The sequence below is a fragment of the Bacillus sp. SIMBA_005 genome (assembly GCF_046535585.1).
GTDB classification, from domain to species: domain Bacteria; phylum Bacillota; class Bacilli; order Bacillales; family Bacillaceae; genus Bacillus; species Bacillus pumilus.
Window position 1 is genome coordinate 1 of sequence record NZ_JAWRWI010001296.1, and the last position, 230, is coordinate 230.

Consider the following 230-nt stretch of genomic DNA (forward strand, 5'->3'; position numbering starts at 1 on the left):
GGAGCAACGTAGGATTTTGCGTGATAAAGGAGAAAACCCTGATGTGCTCTTTATGACGGCAACGCCTATCCCACGAACACTGGCGATTACAGCGTTTGGTGAAATGGACGTCTCGTTAATTGATGAAATGCCAGCAGGGCGTAAAGAAATTGAAACGCATTGGATGAAAAAAGAACAACTAGGTTCTGTATTATCTAAACTAGAGTTAGAGCTGACAGCAGGTAGACAAG

1 pseudogene is annotated in these 230 nt (G+C 43.5%); it reads left to right on the forward strand.

From position 1 onward, the window contains the following. Nucleotides 1–230 (forward strand): annotated as a pseudogene (locus SB660_RS24255) (ATP-dependent DNA helicase RecG); the annotation flags it as partial.